Origin of the sequence: Mesorhizobium sp. B2-8-3 (assembly GCF_006440815.1) — a bacterium.
Classification (GTDB): domain Bacteria; phylum Pseudomonadota; class Alphaproteobacteria; order Rhizobiales; family Rhizobiaceae; genus Mesorhizobium.
In genome coordinates, this window is the sequence record NZ_VFTW01000004.1 from 394,910 (window position 1) to 411,841 (window position 16,932).

The 16,932-nt window shown below is 64.5% G+C and carries 15 protein-coding genes; 6 read left to right on the plus strand and 9 right to left on the minus strand.

Annotated features, from left to right (window positions below):
* Nucleotides 1–12 precede the first annotated feature (12 nt).
* The 3 genes from iolD to FJ418_RS09735 all read right to left on the minus strand — a co-directional run bounded on the left by iolD (nucleotide 13) and on the right by FJ418_RS09735 (nucleotide 4,825).
* Nucleotides 13–1,857: a 3D-(3,5/4)-trihydroxycyclohexane-1,2-dione acylhydrolase (decyclizing) gene (iolD, locus tag FJ418_RS09725; protein ID WP_140865070.1), complete on the minus strand. Its 1,845-nt coding sequence runs from the start codon at nucleotides 1,855–1,857 to the stop codon at nucleotides 13–15.
* Between the two features lie 33 nt (nucleotides 1,858–1,890).
* Entirely contained in the window at nucleotides 1,891–3,825 is a 1,935-nt protein-coding gene (iolC, locus tag FJ418_RS09730) for a 5-dehydro-2-deoxygluconokinase (protein WP_140659513.1), read from the minus strand.
* Between the two features lie 154 nt (nucleotides 3,826–3,979).
* Nucleotides 3,980–4,825, minus strand: coding sequence for a MurR/RpiR family transcriptional regulator (locus FJ418_RS09735; protein WP_181166886.1), 846 nt, complete (start codon nucleotides 4,823–4,825; stop codon nucleotides 3,980–3,982).
* A gap of 248 nt (nucleotides 4,826–5,073) precedes the next feature.
* On the opposite strand from FJ418_RS09735, the gene FJ418_RS09740 reads away from it, so the two are divergent.
* Nucleotides 5,074–6,183 (plus strand): Gfo/Idh/MocA family oxidoreductase, encoded by a 1,110-nt coding sequence (locus FJ418_RS09740; protein WP_140858762.1) that lies wholly within the window; start codon nucleotides 5,074–5,076, stop codon nucleotides 6,181–6,183.
* Nucleotides 6,184–6,206: 23 nt separating this feature from the next.
* Here FJ418_RS09740 and iolG read toward each other — a convergent pair whose 3' ends face one another.
* The 6 genes from iolG to iolE all read right to left on the minus strand — a co-directional run bounded on the left by iolG (nucleotide 6,207) and on the right by iolE (nucleotide 12,293).
* Nucleotides 6,207–7,199, minus strand: coding sequence for an inositol 2-dehydrogenase (iolG, locus tag FJ418_RS09745; protein WP_140858761.1), 993 nt, complete (start codon nucleotides 7,197–7,199; stop codon nucleotides 6,207–6,209).
* A 122-nt stretch (nucleotides 7,200–7,321) separates the two neighbouring features.
* Entirely contained in the window at nucleotides 7,322–8,140 is an 819-nt protein-coding gene (locus FJ418_RS09750; RefSeq protein ID WP_140858760.1) for an ATP-binding cassette domain-containing protein, read from the minus strand.
* Nucleotides 8,141–8,143: 3 nt separating this feature from the next.
* Complete coding sequence (locus FJ418_RS09755; RefSeq protein ID WP_226892047.1) at nucleotides 8,144–9,253, minus strand: ABC transporter permease; 1,110 nt, start codon at nucleotides 9,251–9,253, stop codon at nucleotides 8,144–8,146.
* A gap of 195 nt (nucleotides 9,254–9,448) precedes the next feature.
* The gene (locus FJ418_RS09760) at nucleotides 9,449–10,429 is read right to left on the minus strand and encodes a sugar ABC transporter substrate-binding protein (RefSeq protein WP_140659507.1); all 981 of its coding nucleotides are present in this window, start codon (nucleotides 10,427–10,429) and stop codon (nucleotides 9,449–9,451) included.
* Between the two features lie 102 nt (nucleotides 10,430–10,531).
* Nucleotides 10,532–11,374, minus strand: a complete 843-nt coding sequence (locus tag FJ418_RS09765) for a polysaccharide deacetylase family protein (RefSeq protein ID WP_140865072.1) — start codon at nucleotides 11,372–11,374, stop codon at nucleotides 10,532–10,534.
* A complete protein-coding gene (gene iolE / locus FJ418_RS09770) occupies nucleotides 11,364–12,293 on the minus strand; it encodes a myo-inosose-2 dehydratase (protein WP_140858758.1) in 930 nt (309 codons plus the stop codon). The genes FJ418_RS09765 and iolE overlap by 11 nt, the downstream gene beginning before the upstream one ends.
* A gap of 556 nt (nucleotides 12,294–12,849) precedes the next feature.
* Between iolE and FJ418_RS09780 the strand changes: the two genes are divergently transcribed.
* From FJ418_RS09780 to FJ418_RS09800, 5 genes are all read left to right on the plus strand, one after another.
* Entirely contained in the window at nucleotides 12,850–14,322 is a 1,473-nt protein-coding gene (locus FJ418_RS09780) for a PLP-dependent aminotransferase family protein (RefSeq protein ID WP_140865074.1), read from the plus strand.
* Nucleotides 14,323–14,512: 190 nt separating this feature from the next.
* Nucleotides 14,513–14,980 (plus strand): hypothetical protein, encoded by a 468-nt coding sequence (locus FJ418_RS09785; RefSeq protein ID WP_140860899.1) that lies wholly within the window; start codon nucleotides 14,513–14,515, stop codon nucleotides 14,978–14,980.
* Nucleotides 14,981–15,301: 321 nt separating this feature from the next.
* Entirely contained in the window at nucleotides 15,302–15,691 is a 390-nt protein-coding gene (locus FJ418_RS09790; protein WP_140860901.1) for a hypothetical protein, read from the plus strand.
* Between the two features lie 93 nt (nucleotides 15,692–15,784).
* On the plus strand, nucleotides 15,785–16,336 hold the full coding sequence (locus tag FJ418_RS09795) for a copper chaperone PCu(A)C (protein WP_140865076.1): 552 nt from the start codon (nucleotides 15,785–15,787) through the stop codon (nucleotides 16,334–16,336).
* On the plus strand, nucleotides 16,317–16,931 hold the full coding sequence (locus FJ418_RS09800) for an SCO family protein (protein WP_140865078.1): 615 nt from the start codon (nucleotides 16,317–16,319) through the stop codon (nucleotides 16,929–16,931). The genes FJ418_RS09795 and FJ418_RS09800 overlap by 20 nt, the downstream gene beginning before the upstream one ends.
* The last annotated feature ends 1 nt before the right edge of the window (nucleotide 16,932 follow it).

A 16,932-nucleotide genomic window follows, 5' to 3' on the forward strand; every position in this document is an offset into this window, starting at 1 on the left:
GACGGACGCGGCTCAGCCTCGCCGGCCGTCCACGGCTTCCTCGTATTTCTTGCGCGCGGCGTTGACCTGGGGCCGCGAGGAGACTTCCGGCACGGCGACATCCCACCAATGGCCGCCGGCATCGGTCGACACCAGCGGATCGGTGTCGATGACCAGCACCGTCGTCTTGTCGTTGTTCTTTGCCTTGGCCAGCGCCGTCTCCAGTTCCGCGATCGACGCCACCTTCTCGGCGACGGCGCCGAGGCTCGCCGCATGGGCGGCGAAGTCGACGTCGGGCATCACCTCGTGGCGGGCGTCCTTCAGGAGATTGTTGAAATTGGCGCCGCCGGTCGCCATCTGCAGCCGGTTGATGCAGCCATAGCCGCGATTGTCGAGCAGCACGATGGTGAGCTTCAGGCCAAGCATCACCGAGGTGGCGATCTCGGAATTGAGCATCAGATAGGAGCCGTCGCCGACCATGACGACGACCTCCTGGTCGGGCCTTGCCATCTTGACGCCGAGCCCGCCGGCGATCTCGTAGCCCATGGTCGAGAAGCCGTATTCGGCATGGTAGGAGCCCGGCGCGCCTGCCTGCCAGAGCTTGTGCAATTCGCCGGGCAGGCCGCCGGCGGCATGCAGCAGCGTTACATCGCAGCCCATCGCCCGCTGCACGGCGCCGATCACCTGCGCGTCGGAAGGATAGGCCGCGTTGGTCGAGGCCGTCACCTTGGCGGCAGCGGCCTGCCATTCCGTCTTGCCCTTCAGCGCATTGTCGGTCCAGGCGGCGGGCGCCTTCCAGCCCTTCAGCGCGGAAGCCAATTCGGCCAGACCCTCAGCGGCGTCGGCGACCAGCGGCGACGCCCAGTGCTTGCCGGCGTCGAAAACCTGGGTGTTCAGGCCGATGATGGTGCGGCCGGCATTCTTGAACAGCGCCCAGGAGCCGGTGGTGAAATCCTGCAGTCTGGTGCCGACGGCGAGCACGACATCGGCTTCCTCAGCCAGCCGGTTGGCGGCCGACGTGCCGGTCACGCCGACGGCGGCCATGTTGAGCGGATGATCGTCCGGCAGCGAGGATTTGCCGCCCTGCGTTTCGCAGACGGGGATGCCGGCGCCCTGCACCAGCTTCGCTAGCTCTCCGGAAGCCTGCGAATAGAGGACGCCACCGCCGGCGATCACCAGCGGCTTGCTGGCGCCCTTCAGCGCCGCGACGGCGGCCGCCAGCTCGTTGCGGTCGGGGCGCAGCCGGCGCGGCGTCCAGACGCGTTCGGCAAACAGGCTTTCGGGATAATCATAGGCCTCGGCCTGCACGTCCTGGCAGAGCGAGAGCGTGACCGGGCCGCATTCGGCCGGATCGGTCAGCACCTGCATGGCGCGGTTCAGCGCCGGGATGATCTGCTCCGGCCGTGTGATGCGGTCGAAATAGCGCGATACCGGGCGGAAACAGTCGTTGACGCTCGCCGTACCGTCGGAAAAATCCTCGGCCTGCTGCAGCACCGGATCGGGCAGGCGGTTGGCGAAGACGTCGCCGGGCAAAAACAGGACAGGCAACCGGTTTACATGCGCGAGTGCCGCTGCCGTCACCATGTTGAGCGCGCCGGGGCCAATCGAGGTGGTCGCTGCCATGAAGCGGCGGCGGAAATTCGCCTTGCCATAGGCGATCGCCGCATGCGCCATCGCCTGCTCGTTATGGGCGCGGAAGGTCGGCAGCTCGTCGCGCACCTGATAGAGCGCCTCACCGACGCCGGCGACATTGCCATGGCCGAAGATCGCCCAGACGCCGCCGAAGATCGGCACCGTCTTCCCGTCGATCTCGGTCATTTGCCGGCTGAGAAAGCGGGTTAGCGCCTGCGCCATGGTCAGGCGAACGGTCTTGCTCATTGTCGTTTCCTCCGCAATTCTTCAGCGGTCTTCTTATGCGGCCTTGCGGCCGCGCGCGGCAAGCCACGCCTCGGTCAGCTGCTCGAAGCGCGCGGCCATGTCGGCCACCGCTTCGTCATCCGACATCCTGCCGGCCAGCCATTGTTCGGCGGCGTTGATGAAGATGGTGCGGCCGACGGCAAAACCTTTGACGATCGGCGCGTTGGCGGTTGCCGCGAAGGCCGCGACCAGCTCGTCCTGTGGCGCTTCGAGCCCGAGCAGCACGACGCCGCGGCACCAGGGATCGTTCCTGACGATCACCTGTTCGATCTTCGCCCAGGCGCCCGCCGAAGCCTGCGGCTCGAGCTTCCACCAGTCCGGCTTGATGCCCAGCGCATAGAGCTCCTCCAGCGCGCGCGGAACGGTGGTGTCGTCGAGCTTGCCATGCTTGCCGGCGATGATCTCGACCAGCAGTTCCCGGCCGACTTTCCGTGCCGCCTCGAACAAAGCGCGCAGCTTCTGCTGCTGCTCGACTTTGAGCGCTTCCGGGTCGTCCGGGTGGTAGAAGCACAGGCATTTGATGCAATGGTCGACCGGCCATTCGGTGAGCTGCGAGCCGATATCCTGCGAGAACTCGAAGCGCAGCGGCCGCGATCCGGGCAATTCGACGGGACGCCCGAGCCAGGCGAAGGGATGGCGTGCGAATTCGAACATCGCGTCGCGCCCGTATTTCTCGTCGATCAGCATGCCGTAGCCGTCGCGGCCGGCGGCGGCTTTTGCCGCCGCCTTGACGGTGAGCACCTTGAAGTCTGGGATGCGCGAAACGTCGGCGCCGACCTTGGCGGCAACGTCTTCGAGCTGGACACGATGGTCGCAGGCCAAAGCCATCAGCGAGGGGATATCGCGCCGCCGCGTCGTCGCCCAATGGATGTGGTTGATCGCCTCGTCCTTGCGCAGCGCCAGGTGCTTGCTGCCGTGCTTCAGGAAGAACTGCAGCTCCTCGAAGGTCGGGTATTCCGGCGCGCAAAGCAGGCGCGACACGGCGAAGGCGCCGCAGGCATTGGCCCAGGTCGCGGCGGTGGCAAAACTCTCGCCGCCCAGCCAGCCACGCAGGAAGCCGGACATGAAGGCGTCGCCGGCGCCCAGCACATTGTAGATCTCGATCGGGAAACCCTTGCCGACGATGCCGTCCTCTAGGTCGTCGCTGATCGGGCCGTCATAGACGATGCAGCCCTTGGCGCCGCGCTTGAGCACGATGGTGGCCGACGACAGCGCGCGGATCGTCTTCAGCGCGCTCAGGCAATCGTCGGCGCCCGACGCGATCATGATCTCCTCCTCGGTGCCGACGATGAGATCGCAATCCGGCAGCACCGTCTTCAGCTGCGCCGAGACGCGGTCGGATTTGACATAGCGCTCGAAACCCTCGGCATGGCCGGCAAGGCCCCAGAGGTTCGGGCGGTAATCGATATCGAACACGACCTTGCCGCCCTTGGCCTTCATCAGGCGGATCGCCTTGCGCTGCGCGGCATCCGAATTGGGCCGCGAGAAATGCGTGCCGGTGACGACGACCGAACGTGCCGAGGCGATGAAGGCTTCGTCGATGTCTTCTTCGGCAAGCGCCATGTCGGCGCAGTCGGAGCGGTAGAAGATCATCGGCGAGACGCCTTCGCTCTCGACCGAAAGCAGCACCAGCGCCGTCAGCCGTTGCTTGTCGGTCTTCAGCCCGTCGACCGACACGCCCTCGCGCCGAAGCTGCTCGCGGACGAAGCGGCCCATCTGCTCGTCGCCGACGCGCGTCAGCAGCGCCGAGCGCAGGCCGAGCCTTGCCGTGCCGACGGAAATATTGGCCGGACAGCCGCCGACCGACTTGGCGAAAGAGGCGATGTCCTCCAGCCGCGAGCCGATCTGCTGGCCATAGAGATCGACCGAGGCGCGGCCGATGGTGATGACGTCGAGCGGCGGGTATTTCCCTTCCACGGCTTCGCCCATTCGAACCTCCCATCGGCCTTGTTGGATAGAGCAGCGTCGTTTTGGACAGCACGCGCCAGCGACGGCGTGGTGTCGTCAATATGAAATATTAATTCCAATCTACAGTCAATATGGAATGAGCGTTCCCATGCCGAAAAGCGCTCCTCGGCGAGGCTCAGCCCTTGCGCCGGCGCCCGGCTTCGCGGCGCTTCTCGCCGACGGCGACGGTCAGCGCCATGGCCAGCGCCATCGTTGCCGAGATCGAGCGGAAACCGCCGAAATCGGCCTCGGCGACCTCGAACCAGACCTTGGCGAACTGCGCCAGCGGCGAGAAGGACGAGTCGGTGATGGCCACGATCGGCACGCCCTGTTCCGCGATCGAGCGTGTCTCGTCGATGGTTGCCGGCGCGTAAGGCGAGAAGCTGATGGCGATGACGGCGTCGCGCGGCGTGGCGAAGCCGATCATCTCGGCGTTGAGCCCTGCGGCCGATTCCACCAGCTGGTTGCGGATCTTGAGCTTGCCCAGCGCATAGGCGATGTAGGACGCCACCGGATAGGATCGGCGCTTGGCCAGGACATAGATCGTCTCGGCTTTCGCCAGAAGCGCCACCGCTTCTTCGAAATGCGCGTCGTTGAGCGCGCGAGAAATATCGCCCAGCGAGGTGCTGGCGGCGGCGACGAAGCCGTCGAAGATCGCCCGATGCCCGCCGCCGTCCTCGGCCTTGGCGCGCAGCGCCGCCAGCCGCTCGTCATAGGAGGAGTTGCGTTCGCGCAGCCGCTCGCGGAAAACCTGCTGCAGGCTGGTGAATCCGTCGAAGCCGAGCTGCTGGGCAAAACGGATCAGCGTCGAGGGCTGAACGCCGGCCGAGGCGGCGATGCTTGCCGCCGTGCCGAAAGCGATGTCGTCGGGGTTGTCGAGCGCATAGGCGGCGATCTGCGCAATGCGCTTGGGCAGGCTCGCGCGCCTGTCCAGGATCGTCGCGCGCAGCGTTTCGAAATCGCGAGGCACCCGTTCGTCCATCGTCGCTCCGCCCACGCCCATAAGGTTTGCCCCTCTCCTGCCTCATCATAACGAGTTCGCGCAAGAACACCATAAAAAATGATTTGGATGTTCCATTCTTTACCAAAATGGACTAATTCATCCACATTAGTATTTCCCCGGAGCGATTCCGCTTTCACGCAACCGCTCCATCTGTTTGTTGACGCAATTCCGGACGGAAAACCGCTCGGCACTTTTCCTGGAATTGCTCTGGCGCGGAGACAATCGACATGGTCGGAGTGGGCCTCATCGGCACGGGCTTCATGGGCAAATGCCACGCCATCGCCTGGAATGCGGTGGGCACGGTCTTTCCCGATGTCGAGAAGCCGAAACTGGTGCATCTGGGCGAGGTGAATGACGAGCTTGCCCGGCGCAAGGCCGGCGAATTCGGCTTCGCAAAAGGCTCCGGCGACTGGCGTGCCGTGGTCGAGGATCCGGACGTCGAAATCGTCTCGCTGACCACGCCCAACCAGTTCCACCCCGAAATGGCGATCGCCATCCTGGAAGCCGGCAAGCATCTGTGGTGCGAGAAGCCGATGGCGCCGAGTTTTGCGGAGGCCGAGACCATGGCTGCCGCGGCGAAGCAATCCGGCAAGGTCGCCGTACTCGGCTACAACTACATCCAGAACCCCGCCATCCGCCATATCGGCGCGCTGCTGGAGGAAAAGATCATCGGCGACGTCAACCTCGTGCGCATCGAGATGGACGAGGATTTCATGGCCGATCCGGAAGCGCTGTTCTTCTGGAAGCACGAGGCTTCGTCCGGTTATGGCGCGCTTGACGATTTCGCCGTCCATCCGCTGTCGCTGATCAAGGTGCTGTTCGGCCGTGTTTCCCGCGTCATGTGCGACATGGTCAAACCCTATGCCGACCGCAAGACCGCTTCCGGCGCCCGCCGCGCGGTCGAGACCTACGACATCGCCAGCGTCTTGATGCATCTGGAAAACGGCGTTGCCGGCACGCTCATGGTCAATCGCTCGGCCTGGGGCCGCAAGGGCCGCATCGCCATCCAGATCTTCGGCTCGAAGGGCTCGATCCTCTACGACCAGGAGCGGATGAACGAATTCCAGCTCTACCTCACCGCCGACCGGCCGACCGAACAGGGCTACCGCACCGTCCTGGTCGCGCCGCACCACAAGCCCTACGATTCCTTCCTGCCGGCGCCCGGCCACGGCCTCGGCTTCAACGACCTCAAGATGATCGAATGCCGCGAGCTCTTGATGCGCATCGCCGACAGGCCGGCCCGCATCATCGACTTCGACGAGGGGCTGGAGATCGAGCGCACCGTGCATGCCATGGCGCGCTCGTTCCAGGAGCAGCGCTGGGTCGATGTGAGATAGGGCAGCGGGCAAGGCGTCACGCCTTAGAATCGGACCGGCTCGAAGCGGCCGGACTTGGCCGAGGCAAGTGCTGCCTCGCACAGGATCATCGCCTTGCGCCCGTCCGCCGCGCCGACCGCCGGCTTCCGCCCTGCGGCGACCGACTGGATGAAATGATCGACCTCCGCCTCGTAGGATTGGGCATAGCGCTCGACGAAGAAATAAAGCGGCCGGTCTGCGGCGATCCCGTTCTCGCCGCTGAGGCTGACAGAGGTCGGAGTGCGATTGCCGGCCTGCAGCATGCCCTTCGAGCCATGCACCTCGATGCGCTGGTCGTAGCCATAGACGGCGCGCACGCTGTTGTTGATGTGGCACTGCCGGCCCGACGCGGTGCGCAGGATGAACATCGCCGTGTCGTAATCGCCGAGTTTTGCGTAGTAGGGCTCGACCAGCGACGAGCCGATGGCGAAGAGCTCCACCGGCTCCTCGCCGAGCAGGAAGCGCGCCATGTCGAAATCATGGATGGTCATCTCGCGGAACACGCCGCCGCCGCCGGCCAATGCCTCCTCGGTTTCCGGTTCCGGGTCGCGGCTGGTGATGATCACCTGCTCGACCGCGCCGATCTCGCCGGCCTCGATCCTTCGCTTCACGGCGGCGAAGGACGGATCGAAGCGCCGGTTGAAGCCGATTTGCAAGGGCACGCCAGCCTTCTCGACCGCCGCCAAGCATGCGTCCGTGCGTGCGATGTCGAGGTCGATCGGCTTTTCGCAGAAGATCGCCTTTCCCTTGGCGGCGGCCTCGACGATCAGGTCGGCATGGGTGCGGGTGGCGGAAGCGATCACCACCGCCTTGATCGACGGGTCGTTCATCACCGTTGCGGTGTCGGCGATCTCCGCGCCTGTTCCGGTGGCGATGTGCTCAGCCGCGTCACGGCGCGGGTCGACGATAGTGCGCAGGCGCACCCCCGGATGCCGGGCAAGGTTTTTCGCATGCACCGAGCCGATCAGCCCGGCGCCGAACAATGCGGCGTCGATCATTTTTCTACCTTCTGTAATGCCTTAGAGCAGGACGACGTTTCATTGAATCGTCATCCTGCTCTAACTCTTTGTTGGAGCATGATCTTTTCCGAAAACCGGTTCCCACTTTTCGGGATCATGCTCTAGTGGGCAGCCGCTTCCGCGCCGGATCCCGGTTTGGTGAAGCGCTCCAGTTCCTGCTGCAATTCGCGGATCTCGCGGCCGCCGGCCATCATGTCGAGCACCTCCTTCTCGGTGATCTCGCCCTTGCGGAACGTGCCGAGCGAACGGCCGCGGTTGAGCATGGTGAAGACATCGCCGATCGGATAGGCGTGGTGGATGTTGTGGGTGATGAAGATGACGGCGAGCCCACGCTGGCGCGCCTGCGCCACATAGCGCAGCACGATCGAGGCCTGGTGCACTCCGAGCGCCGAGGTCGGCTCGTCGAGGATCAGCACCCGCGCCCCGTGATAGACGGCGCGCGCGATCGCCACGCACTGCCGCTCGCCGCCGGAAAGCGTGCCCACCGCCTGCTGCGGATCGCGCACATTGATGCCGATCTTGCCGAGCTCGTCATAGACGATCGCATCGGCCGCCTTCATGTCGATACGCCTGGCGGGTCCCCAGCCCTTCACCGGCTCGCGTCCGAGGAAGAAGTTGCGGGTGATGCTCATCAGCGGGATCATCGACAGGTCCTGGAAGACGGTGGCGATGCCGGCGTCCAGCGCCTGCCTGGGGGAACTGAACGTTACCGGCTTGCCGTCGACATACATCTGGCCTTCGCTCGGCGTGTGCACGCCCGACAGCGTCTTGATCAGCGTCGACTTGCCGGCGCCGTTGTCGCCGAGCAGGCAGTGGACCTCGCCCGCATGCGCGGCGAAAGACATGTCGCGCAGCGCCGTCACCGAGCCGAAGCGGCGGGTGACGTTGCGCAGTTCGATGAGCGGAACGGGCTCGGCCATCTGTCAGCGCGCCTCCGTCGCCTTGCGGCGCACGTAATTGTTGACCAGCACGGCGATCAGCAGCATCGAGCCGAGGAAGACCTGGAACCAGTCGGTGTCGATGCCGGTGTAGAAGATGCCCATCTCCACCGTGCCGAAGATCAGCGCGCCGAACATGGCGCCGATCGCCGAGCCGTAGCCGCCGGTGAGCAGGCAGCCGCCGATCACCGCCGCGATGATCGCCTGGAACTCCTTCTGCGTGCCGCGCAGCGTGTCGGCGGAGCCGGCTTCCAGCACCTGGATGACGGCGAACAGCGTCGCCGACAGCGCCGTGCCGATGAACAGCAGGATCTTCACCCGGTCGACCGGCACGCCGACATTGCGCGCCGCGCGGTCGTCGCCGCCGACGGCGAACACCCAATTGCCGAAGCGCGTCTTGACCAGCAGCCATGTGGCGAAGGCCGTCACCGCCACCCACCACAGGATCGACATCGACAGGCCCTGCACCATCGCCGAGCCGTCGGGCCGGGCGTCGATCACGCCATGCGAGGCGAGCCAGGCGAAGACCGGCGCGCCGAACTTGCCGCCGAACAGCCAGACCACGAAGCTGCCTTCCTGGCCGTCGGTGATATAGGGGATCTGCGTGCGCCCGGTGACGGTGCGCGTGATGGCCAGCGTCAGCCCGCGCAGGATGAACAGGCCTGCCAGCGTTACGATGAAGGAGGGCAGCCTTGTGCGCACCACAAGGATGCCGTTCAAAGCGCCGACGATGATGGCGATGACGAAGGCGATCGCCACCGCCGCGGGGATCGACAGCCCGAACTGGGTGACGCAAAGCCCGATTGTGACGCTGGCAAAGCCGATCATCGAACCCAGCGACAGGTCGAACTCGCCGCCGATCATCAGAAGCGCGACCGCCGCGGCAAGGATGCCGAGCTGCGCCGACACCTGCAGGAAATTGGCGATGCCGGCCATCGAGAACAGGCCGCTGTTGCCGGCTGTGATGCCGAAAGCGAGGAAGACGATGACCGTGCCGGTGATGGCGCCGAGCTCCGGCCGCCGCATCAGGCGCACCAGGCGTCGCGAAACGGGCTTCGGCTCGGGTGGATGGGCCGGGTTCAGTGCATCGGTCAAGATCGTCATCCCAATAAGCGTCCAGGGCACCCCAGGAAAAATCCGAAGCGGCAGGTTCGGCGGCTTCGCCTTGGCTTCCGTCCGGATTCCGCGTCCAACAAGTGCCCGCCGGCCAGAGCATGATGCCGAAAAGTGTGAAGCGGTTTTCGGACGACATCATGCTCTATCTTAGAGCGCCAGCGGGCCATTATAGCATCAGCGGATGCCGGCCTTGCTGAGATCACGTACGGCCGCGGCATCATCCTTCATGATGAAGGACGGACCGGTGCGCACGGCGGAGGTCGGGAAGGTCTTGTACATCGCCTTGTTGGTCAGGAAGACGACGGGATAATAGCCCATCATATATTGCTGGTTGTCGATGCCGAACATCATCGTGCCCTTGGCTACGGCATCGAGGATCTCGGGCGACAGGTCGAAGGTGCCGATCTTGTAGTTGCCGATCGTGCCGGCATCCGAAAACATCTTGAGCAGCGGCGCCGCGACGGTCGGGCCGAGCGTCAGCACGCCGGTGACGTCCGCATGCGCGGTGAGGTAGCCTTCGACACGGCGCGTCACGTCCGTCGGGTCCATGGTGGCCGCGACCACGTCGGAGGAGCCGCCGCTCTTCTTCAGCCCGTCATTATAGCCTTCGCAGCGCTTGTCGAGGCTGACATTGCCGACTTCGTGGTTGATGCAGATGCCCTTCTTGACGCCGGCCTTGGCCATGATCTCGCCGGCCTTGACGCCATTGTCGTATTCCGAGCCGCCGCCGACGAAGAGGTCGAGGCCCCAGGGCTCCACCGCTTCCTCGCCGCTGTCGATGACCACCACCGGGATGCCGGCGGCCTTGGCCGCTTCCACCGGCGCCTTCAGCGCGTCCATGTCGGGGATGGAGACGACCAGCCCGTCCGGCTTTGACGCGGTCGCCGCCTCGATCATGCGCGCCATGCGCACCACGTCGAAGGTTTCCGGTGCCTGGTATTCGACCTTGACGCCGAGCTGCTGGGCGGCGGCCTGCATGCCGTTCTTCACCACGCTCCAATAGACGTCGTTGGCCTGGCCGTGGGTGACGAAGACGATGCGCACATCGCTTTCCTTCTTCACCTGGGCTGGCGCAGGCAGAATGCCGACGCCGGCAAAAGCAAGCGAGAGCGCCGCGGCGCCGAGCACATTCCGGATCGAGAATAAGGCACTCATAGTGGTTCTCCTCAGTTGTTGTTGTGTTCCCAAAGTCTTGGCCTCGACCCTCCCTGGTCAGGCCATTTCGTCATGATTGCAGGTCTCTCCTTGCGGGCACGATCATGCCCGGAAATCCCGGAGCGAGCCGCGGCGGATGGACAATCCTTCCACGAAGGCCATGAAGTCCGGGTCTGGAAGCAGCTCGAATTCGTCGATGCGGATCTGCGCCGAGTTCGGTTCGATCTCCTCGATCTCGCCGGGCGCATTGGCGTGCAGGCAAAGGAAATTGAGCCCTTCGCCGATCTGGTTGAACAGCGCCTCGTAGCGCGCGTGGGCCGGCTGGTTGCGATGCCAGGGCGTTTCCAGAACGGCGCTCGCCAGCGTCTCGCCGGCTTGCTCCAGCCGTTTCCCCGGCGCGGCATAGACGCCGTCGTCCAGCTTGCCCAGATTATGGATCGGCCCGTAGACCGCAATGCTTCTCGGAAACAAAGTCGGCAGGCCGTAGTCGATGCCGACCGCTGCATAGCGGTCGACGAATTCGGGCGAGAACACCGCGCCCATATGGCCATCGATATGAGTGAGCGAGAGCCCGGCGGCCAATGCCGCTTCGATCTGCGCCCGCATCTCGGCCTCCACGGCTTCCGGCTCACCCTTGGCGCGCAATTCCGGCACGGAGCGGAACAGATAGCCGTCGCCATCGACGATGCCCGACGCCTGGCTCGCCTTGGTCAGCGGCCGCCAGCGGTAATATTTCTTCTCGGAGGTCAGCGTGATGTGGACGCCGAGATTGAGCGAGGCGTCTTTCGCGCCTTCCTCGGCGATCTCGAGGAACCAAGGGCAGGGCACCATCACCGAGCCGCTGTCGACCGCGCCGGCGCGCTTCAGCTTCAGATAGGCGACATTGGCGCCGTGGCACATGCCGACATCGTCGATGTTGATGACGACCTTGCGTTCAGCCGGCATGGCGGACCTCCTGTGCGCGCTCGTGCACGTAGAAGCCCGCGCCTTGCGCCAGCCTCTTCAGGTTGCGGTAGCCCATCGTGGCATAGGTCAAGGGATGCGCCTTGGCCGGGTCCTGCTCGGCTTCGACCACCAACCAGCCGGAATAGCCCTGGTCGGCGAGGATCTTCAGCAGCGTCGGATAGTCGATCGCGCCGTCGCCCGGCACCGTGAAGATGCCTTCCATCACCGCGCCCATGAAGCTCATGTCGGCGTCGCGCGCCTTCTTCAGCGCCGCCGGGCGCACATCCTTGCAATGCACATGCACGACGCGCTCGACATGCCGGCGCAGCAATTGCTCCGGGTCACCGCCCGAAAAGGCGCAGTGCCCGGTATCGTAAAGCAGGCCGACCGCCTCGCCGCTTGTGTGCATCAGCCTGTCGATCTCCGCGTCGGTCTCGACGATGGTGCCCATGTGGTGGTGGAAGGCCATGCCGACGCCGAAATCGGAAAAACGCTCGGCGAGCCGGGTGATCTTGGCGCCATAGGCCTTCCATTCCCCATCCATCAGCTTCGGCCGCTGCGAGATCGGGTCGTGGATCGCGCCATGCCGGCCGTGCGAGGTGTCGGCATAGACGACGCGCCTGGCGCCGAGGTCTCGAAGCAGCGTCAGATGCGGCCGGATCGCCTCGAATTCCTCGTCGACATCCTTCTCGCAGATGCGGCCGTCATACCAGCCGGAGACCAGCGCCAGCCCGTAATGGTCGAGGATGGGCCTGAGCGCGCGGCTGTCGCGCGGGAACTTGCCGCCGAGCTCGGTGCCGGCATAGCCGGCCTCGGCGGTTTCGCTGAGGCAGGTCTCGAGCGGCGTGTCGCCGCCCAGTTCCGGCACGTCGTCATTGGTCCAGGTGATCGGGTTTATGCCAAGTCGAACTGTGGTCATTGCTCGCTTTCCGCCCCGCAGCCGGGGACGGCTGCGGGGTGTCTGGTCTCGGGAGGAGATGGCTGCGATTGCTGGCGACAGGGCGCGAAACCCTGCCGTTTCGTTTGGCAGGACGCCCTCCCAGCACCCCGCCCAACTTGCCTCGTCTTCGACGTCTTACCCCAACGTCAGTGCGGGAAGTCTATCCCGCTCTGTCTCCCCCGCGAGGGCCAGTTTTCCAGAAAATGAAGGAACCAGTTTGTGCCGGCGTTCGGCTGTGGCAGGATGGGGGATGGGAGATTTGCAAGCGCTCACGCAGCACCGGCGGCCATCGTCGGCGCGAGGCACCCCCCTCTGTCCTGCCGGACATCTCCCCCGCAAGGGGGGAGATTGGCAGTTTCAGTGCCGGCTCTTCCCTTGCAACGTCGGCGATTGGCGAAGGCGTGGACGACATCTGATCTCCCCCCTTGCGGGGGAGATGGCCGGCAGGCCAGAGGGGGGTGGGCGGGAACTCGACGCTGCAGAGCGAGCTCTTTGGAAGCTTCCGTTGCCAGCAGGCCGCGTAGACTAACCATCCATGCGCCCGCACCCCAAGCCCCAGGCCTTCCCCCTCGACATGCTGGCGGTAAACCGCTCGAGCCCCGAGCATCTCTCGCGCCAGCTCTATCACGGCCTCGTCGCCATCATCCGCAGCCGCGCGCTTCCCCCGGGCTCGGAGCTGCCCTCCACCCGCGCCTTGGCCGCCGAGCTCGGCCTTGGCCGCAACACCATCGTTACCGCTTACGACCAGCTCGTCACCGAAGGCTATCTTGCCAACCGCCAGGGCGCCCGCCCGGTCATCGTCGACCTGCCCGACGGCCCGCGCGAAACGCCGGCGGAGGAGCCGCCGGTGCCGCTGCGCCAGCCCTCGCTGCGCGGCCAGCAACTGCTCAGCCAGCCCTATCATCACGGCAGGCCGGGTCACGTCGCCTTCCACCCCGGGATGCCGGATGCGCAGAGCTTTCCCTTCGGCGTCTGGGGCCGGCTGGTGGCGCGCCGCGCCAGCCATGGCGGCGAGACGCTGTTCGGCACCTATGACGTCACCGGCCACCCAGCGCTGAAGGACGCGATCGCCGGCTACCTCTTCTCCGCGCGCGGCGTGCGCTGCAGGCCCGAGCAGATCGTCATCACCACCGGCGCGCAGGCAGCTTTCGACCTTCTTGCGCGCCTTTTGCTCGACCCCGACGATACGGTGTGGATGGAGGAGCCCGGCTATTACGGCGCCAAGGCCGCCTTCACCGTGGCCGGCGCGAAAATCCTACCCATCCCGGTCGACCAGGAGCGCGGCTGGTATCTCGACCCGCCGGACCCGTTGCCCCGCCTCATCTATGTGACGCCGGCCTGCCAGCATCCGCTTGGCATCACCATGCGCATGGAGGAGCGGCTGCGCCTGCTCGACATCGCCGAAACCGCGAACGCCTGGGTGATCGAGGACGATTTCGACGGCGAATACCGCTTTCAAGGCCGTCCCGTGCCGGCGATCCAGAGCATGGACCGCTCCGGCCGCGTCATCTATGTCGGCACCTTCGCCAAGCTCCTGTTCCCCGCGCTGCGCCTCGGCTTCATGGTGCTTCCCGTGGAGCTCGCCGGCCGCATCGTCAACGCGCTCTCCACCACCGGCCAGTTCGCGCCGCTGCTGCTGCAGGCCGCCTTGGCCGATTTCATCACCGAAGGCCATATGAGCCGGCACTTGAAGCGCATGCGCCGCATCTACGCCCAGCGCCGCCAGCTTTTCCGCGACATCGTCACCGAGCGCCTGCGCGACGAGATCACCCTCTCCCCCGCCGAAGCCGGCATCCAAGTGGTGGGCTACCTCAAGCCAGGCATAGACGACATCAAGGTCAGCCAGGCCGCGGCAAGAAGAGCGATCAACGTCTCACCGCTGTCGAAATATTTCCAGAACACGGCGCCGACGCAAGGGCTGGTGCTGGGCTATGCGGCATGTGACGCGGCGCAGACGCGGGACGGGGTGGAGCGGTTGGCGGCGGCGATAAGGGAGACGCTGGGGTGAGGCTTCGATTTTCTTGAAGATTAATAGAGCCACCCTGACATCTGATGTCCATCTCATCTCAGTTTGGCGGGTCGAGTTGCGGCGACGTAGTGAGTGGTTGCCGCCGAGCTTGGCTTGTCGCAGCACCAACCACCTTCTTTTTTATCAGCGACCGGGATATTACTTGGTTGGGTAAGAATGGGGGAATTTCATGAAAGTCGTACCGGCACTTTGTAGTGCGCTAGTCGTTTCAGGATGTGCAGGGACTAGTGTTGTGCAGACATCAGGCGACACTGCCATCGTGACGGCAAGAGCGGCGCCTGTCTGTGGTGGTGTAGGGGCGGAAAGAGTCGCCGTAAGAGAAGCGGCCATCGAGACGATCAAAGCTGGATTCGATAAGTACATCATCTACGATGCGGCGGCGCAGAACACTGTCACCGCGACGCAGATGCCTGGAACGTATTCGACAGTGGGCACTCTCTACGGCGGATCGTTGAATGCGACAACGACCTATCAGCCAGGACCAACTATCTACTCAGGCCATCATTCCCAGGCCTTCGCGATAAAGATGTTTAAGGCCGGCGACCCTCTGGGCACTAATGCGGTCGATGCCAGAACCACGCTTGGTCCAGAGTGGCCGAAGATGATCAAACAGGGCTCGCTCACTACTTGTGCGTGACGGTTCACATTGTTGAAGTGTCGCGAAGCGTCTCTGCGGCCGCTCGAGTAAATGACCACCGGTTCAGGATCCATCGCACGATGATAGATCGCACCTTCTCAATCTGGTTGGGTCTGCCGCGTTGGGCAAGAATTGCGCCTGCTGTACTTCTTATAACAGCCTTGGATGCCCTGCGCATGGCTTGCCCTCAGGGTCCAAACCTCATCGCCCAATCGTAGGCCGTTTGGTGCCGCAAAACGGCCTGCACAAATCGCCGCACCTTTGGAAAGTATTTCTGATCACTCCGGCGTGATGATAGGTATCGGTCATTGGAGGCCGTTTGTGGGCTATCGCACCAGGAGAGCAGGGCTGATTGGAGCGCTAGCGCTTGCGCTGGTGCTTGTCGTCCAATCCGTCGTCGGCGCCTTCGCGCTCGGCGCGGTTGGCGCTGGGCAGCAACTGGATGCTTTCGGCAATCCGCTCTGCATCAACGGTCCGGGTCATGACGGTTCGGGCGGCAACAGTTCGCCGGATCACTCCAAAGTCCCCTCCTGCTGCACCTTTGCCTGCAGCATGTTCTGGCCAGGCGTGGCCGCGCCGACGACTATCGGCCAGATCGCGCCAGGTCTTCGCATCGCCGAGCGACTGGCGTTCACCCACCCCAAGACGATAGACCTCAACGAGCAGGGCTATCGGCCCGGCAATCCCCGCGCTCCCCCAATATTGGTCTGATCGGCGACCCGCGTAGGCGGGACATTACCCTTCAAGATCAAAGGCTTCGGATTCCGCCGTCAAATCGGTGGGACCGCCTTGGGAGCAATCCAGATGCAACATCCATTCCGCGCTTTCGCGCGCACGCTTTCGTTTGCCCATCCGCTCGGCCGATTTCGTTCGTTCGAGGAACGGCTAGGCATCGCCGTTTTCACGCTGGCACTGATTTTCGCAACAACCCACTCCTTGTGGGCACATGAGTTCAAGGCCGGCGATATCGAGATCGTCCATCCCTGGTCGCGCGCCACACCTGAAGGCGCGGCGGTTGCCGCCGGCTACTTCACGCTGAAGAACCATGGATCGACGGCCGATCGCCTCGTCTCGGCAACCGGCGACATAGCCGGCATGACGCAAGTCCACGAAATGGCTGTGGACGCCCAGGGCGTCATGACCATGAAGCAACTCGCCGACGGGTTGGAGATACCGGCCGGCGGTGAGGTCACGCCCAAGCCCGGCTCGTTCCACATCATGTTCATGGACCTGAAGCAGCCGGTCAAACAGGGCCAGCCCTTCAAGGGCACGCTAACCTTCGAGAAGGTGGGCACGGTCGAGGTCGAATACGCCGTCGACGCCATGGGAGGCGAGCATGACGACCACGGCGAATAGTGCTCGTCCGGCAAAGCGATTGGGCTCGATCATCGCGCTCGCCTGCCTGGCGCTTATGCTGGTCGGGATAACCGCAATGCTTGTCTGGCCAAGGCTGGTGCAGCGGAACGTCTCGCCGATCGGCGGGTCGTTCACGCTCACCACCCAGACCGGGGAGAAGCTTTCGGACGCCGACCTGCGCGGCAAGCCGTTCGCGATCGTCTTCGGCTTCACGCGCTGCCCGGAAGTCTGCCCGACGACGCTGTGGGAGACGACGGAAGCGCTCAAGACCCTCGGCCCTGATGCCGACAAGCTCAGGGTGCTGTTCGTCTCCGTCGATCCGACGCGGGATACGCCGGAATTCATGGCGCGCTACCTGCAGTCCTTCGACAAGCACATTACCGGGCTTACCGGCACCGAAACCGAGATCGCCTCAATCGGCAAGGAATACCGCATCTACTACAAGAAGGTGCCGACCGACGACGGCGACTACACCATGGACCACACCGCGACGATGTTCCTGATGGATGCCGAAGGGCAGTTCACCGGGACGATCTCCTATGGCGAGGAGATGGCGATGCGGGTGCAGAAGCTGCGTCGGCTGATCGGCGGCTAGG